Here is a 3,445-nt window from a genome sequence, read left to right as displayed (position 1 = left end):
CCGGGGTGCCGGGCGGGGCGGCCCCCGCCGGTGGCGGCGCCGGCGGCCGGGCATGGCTCATCGGCAGCGGTGGCACGGGTGGTAGCTCACTGTCCTTCGGCGGGGGCGGGGCAGGCGGCCCCGCGGGCTTCTTGTTCGGCGACGGCGGGGGCGGTGGCGGCGGCGGCACCACCAGCGACGGTGGCGTCGGCGGCCAGGCCGGTCTCATCGGCAACGGCGGAAGTGGCGGCCCCGGCGGGACGGTGACCGGCAATGGCGGAAACGGTGGCAACGCTTTGTTGATCGGCAATGGCGGCCACGGCGGCCCAGCGCCCGGCGCGATCCTCCCGCACAACCCCGGTCTCGGCGGCACCGGCGGGTTGCTGTTCGGCGCCCACGGGTAACCGCCCCGCTTACTTACGGTTGCGTACGTTTTCCTCACTCGGACACACTGACCCCCATCGGCCCGAGTGGAGGGAATCGCCGTGGGGCATTACATCGCCAACGTCCGCGATCTCGAGTTCAACATCCTGGAGGTCCTCGACGTAGGAGCCGTCCTCGGCGACGGGCGCTACGGCGACCTCGACGAGGACACGGTCCGCACGATCCTGGCCGAAGCCGCACGGCTGGCCGAGGGCCCGGTCGCGGAAACCTTCGCCTTCGCCGACCGCAACCCGCCGGCGTTCGACCCGGCCACCAACGCGATCACCGTGCCGCCGGAACTGGCGAAGACGGTCGAGGCCATCAAGGAGGCCGGGTGGTGGCGGCTCGGCATGGCCGAGGAGATCGGCGGCATGGCCGCGCCCCCGCCGCTGGCCTGGGCGGTCCACGAGATGATGATCTGCGCCAACCCGTCCGCGAGCTTCTTCACCCTGGGACCGTTCATGGCACAGGCGCTGTATGTCGAGGGCACCGACGAGCAGCGCCGGTGGGCGGCCGAGGGCGTCGAACGCGGATGGGCGGCCACGATGGTGCTCACCGAACCCGACGCCGGCTCCGACGTCGGCGCCGGCCGCGCGAAGGCGATCGAGCAACCGGACGGCACGTGGCACATCGAGGGCGTCAAGCGGTTCATCTCCGGCGGCGACGTCGGCGACACCGCCGAGAACATCTTCCACCTTGTGCTGGCGCGCCCGGAGGGCGCCGGCCCGGGCACCAAGGGGCTGAGCCTGTTCTACGTGCCCAACCACCTCTTCGACCCGGACACCTTCGAACTCGGTTCTCGCAACGGGGTTTACGTCACCGGGGTGGAACACAAGATGGGCATCAAGTCGTCTCCCACGTGCGAAGTGACCTTCGGCGCAACGCATCCCGCCGTCGGCTATCTGGTGGGCGGCGTGCACAACGGCATCGCGCAGATGTTCACCGTGATCGAGCAGGCCCGCATGACGATCGGCGTCAAGGCAGCCGGAACCCTGTCCACGGGCTACCTCAACGCGTTGGCCTTCGCCAAGGAGCGGGTGCAGGGCGCCGATCTGACCCAGATGTCCGACAAGACCGCGCCGCGCGTCACGATCATGCACCACCCCGACGTCCGCCGCAGCCTGATGACCCAGAAGGCGTACGCCGAGGGCCTGCGGGCGCTCTACCAGTACGCCGCCGCGCATCAGGACGATGCTGTGGCGCAACACGTCTCGGGCGCCGACCATGACATGGCGCACCGCGTGGACGATCTGCTGCTGCCGATCGTCAAGGGGGTGAGCTCGGAGCGGGCCTACGAGGTGTTGACCGAATCGCTGCAGACGCTGGGCGGCTCGGGCTTTCTGACCGACTATCCGCTCGAGCAGTACATCCGCGACTCCAAGATCGACTCGCTGTACGAGGGCACGACCGCCATCCAGGCACTGGACTTCTTCTTCCGCAAGATCGTCCGCGACCGGGGAGAGGCGCTGCAGTTCGTGACGGCGCAGATCAGTCAGACCATCGACACCTGCGACGGAGCGCTCAAGCCGCAGGCCGTCGCCCTGCAGGCCGCGCTCGACGACGTCACCGGCATGACCGGCGCGCTGACGGGCTACCTGATGTCCGCCGCGCAGCATCCCCCCGAGATCTACAAGGTGGGGCTGGCCTCCGTGCGGTACCTGCTCGCCGTCGGCGACCTGCTCATCGGGTGGCGGCTGCTGGTGCAGGCCGGCGTCGCGCACGCGGCCCTGCAGGGCTCCCCGTCGCAGAGCGACGAGATGTTCTACCGCGGCAAGGTCGCCACGGCGGCGTTCTTCGCCAAGAACATGCTGCCCAGGCTGAGCGCCCTGCGGACTGTCATCGAGTCGATCGACGGCGACGTCATGCGCGTGTCCGAAGACGCGTTCTGACACGCACAGCCCAGCCACAGCTTCATCCGGTACACCCTTCGTGGGGCTATTCCATCGAGGGGAGAAACGTTGATGTCCGAAAGCTGTCACCTACCGCGGCTCACCCGCTTCGCGGTCGTCGCCGTCGCCGGCGCCGCCGCGCTGTCCGTCGCCGCCTGCGGCTCGTCGAACAACACCAGCCAGACGTCGACATCGACCTCCACCTCCACGTCGACCGTCACGTCGGCCACCGCGGCGCCGGGCGGCGAGGCGCAGGTCCGCGGAATGATCGCGTCGGTCGCCGGCAACTCGATCCAGGTCACCAAGGAAGACAACGGCAATGCCGCGGTGACCTTCACGTCCACGACGAAGATCACGGAGGTCACCCCGGCGGCGCTCACCGACGTCACCCCGGGCAGCTGCGTCAGCGTCCGGCCCGAGCAGGAACCGCAGCCGGGCCAGCCGGTCACCGCCGCCTCGGTCCAGGTGAGCCAGGCGGTCAACGGCGCCTGCCCGAAGGAGAAGAAGACGGCGCCGGGTTCCAACGGCCCCGCGCCGTCCGGCTCACCCACGACGCCCGCGCCGGCGAAGCCCACGTGGGTGCAGGGGGCGGTCGCGTTCGTCAACGGCAACACCGTCAACCTGACGGGCACCGACGCCAGCGGCAACACCACCCAGACGCCCGTGACCGTCAACGACAAGACGAAGTACACGAAGGTGGCGGCCGCCGCCGCCGACGCGGTCACCCCGGGCAAGTGCCTCTACGCCCGCGGGACGATGGACAACGCGACGCTGCAGGCGACGTCCCTGCGGGTGCGGCCGGCCGTCGACAACAAGTGCCCGGGCAAGCCGCAGGGCCGGTGACGCGCCGGGGTTAGGGCGCGGGCGAGTCCAGCACCATCCAGGCGCACCGGAGAGTCGCATCACACCGCGCGACACAGCCGTGAAAACGTGGGTATCCGTTCGCGACGGCGCAGGAGCGAGGGGGTGTTGGTGGCGACGACGCGGGTGGATCCGCGGCTGCTCAGGGTAGCCGGCCTGGCCGCCGGAATCGCCGTCGTCGCCTTCGCCATCACCTTGTGCAGCCCCGCGCACGACCCGTCGGGCGGCGCGGGCAAGCCCACGGTGTCCGCGATCCCGCCCAGCCCGGCACCCACAGCGGCACACCCTCCACC

2 protein-coding genes and 2 pseudogenes are annotated in these 3,445 nt (G+C 70.4%); all 4 read left to right on the top strand.

All coding sequences use genetic code 11. The features are described 5' to 3' along the window. A pseudogene (locus GPY60_RS26825) lies at positions 1-383 on the top strand (PE family protein); the annotation flags it as partial. Positions 384-464: 81 nt separating this feature from the next. Next, positions 465-2,291: an acyl-CoA dehydrogenase gene (locus tag GPY60_RS26300; RefSeq protein ID WP_156690628.1), complete on the top strand. Its 1,827-nt coding sequence runs from the start codon at positions 465-467 to the stop codon at positions 2,289-2,291. Between the two features lie 72 nt (positions 2,292-2,363). Then, on the top strand, positions 2,364-3,134 hold the full coding sequence (locus GPY60_RS26295) for a hypothetical protein (protein ID WP_156690627.1): 771 nt from the start codon (positions 2,364-2,366) through the stop codon (positions 3,132-3,134). Between the two features lie 129 nt (positions 3,135-3,263). Beyond that, positions 3,264-3,445 (top strand): annotated as a pseudogene (locus GPY60_RS27370) (DUF5666 domain-containing protein); the annotation flags it as partial.

It is taken from the genome of Mycobacterium sp. Marseille-P9652, assembly GCF_902652685.1.
Taxonomy (GTDB): domain Bacteria; phylum Actinomycetota; class Actinomycetes; order Mycobacteriales; family Mycobacteriaceae; genus Mycobacterium.
This window is presented reverse-complemented; position numbering and strand designations above follow the sequence as displayed.

Coding starts and splice junctions, on each gene's coding strand:
- GPY60_RS26295 (WP_156690627.1), top strand. CDS start 2,364: ATGTCCGAAAGCTGTCACCTACCGCGGCTCACCCGCTTCGCGGTCGTC.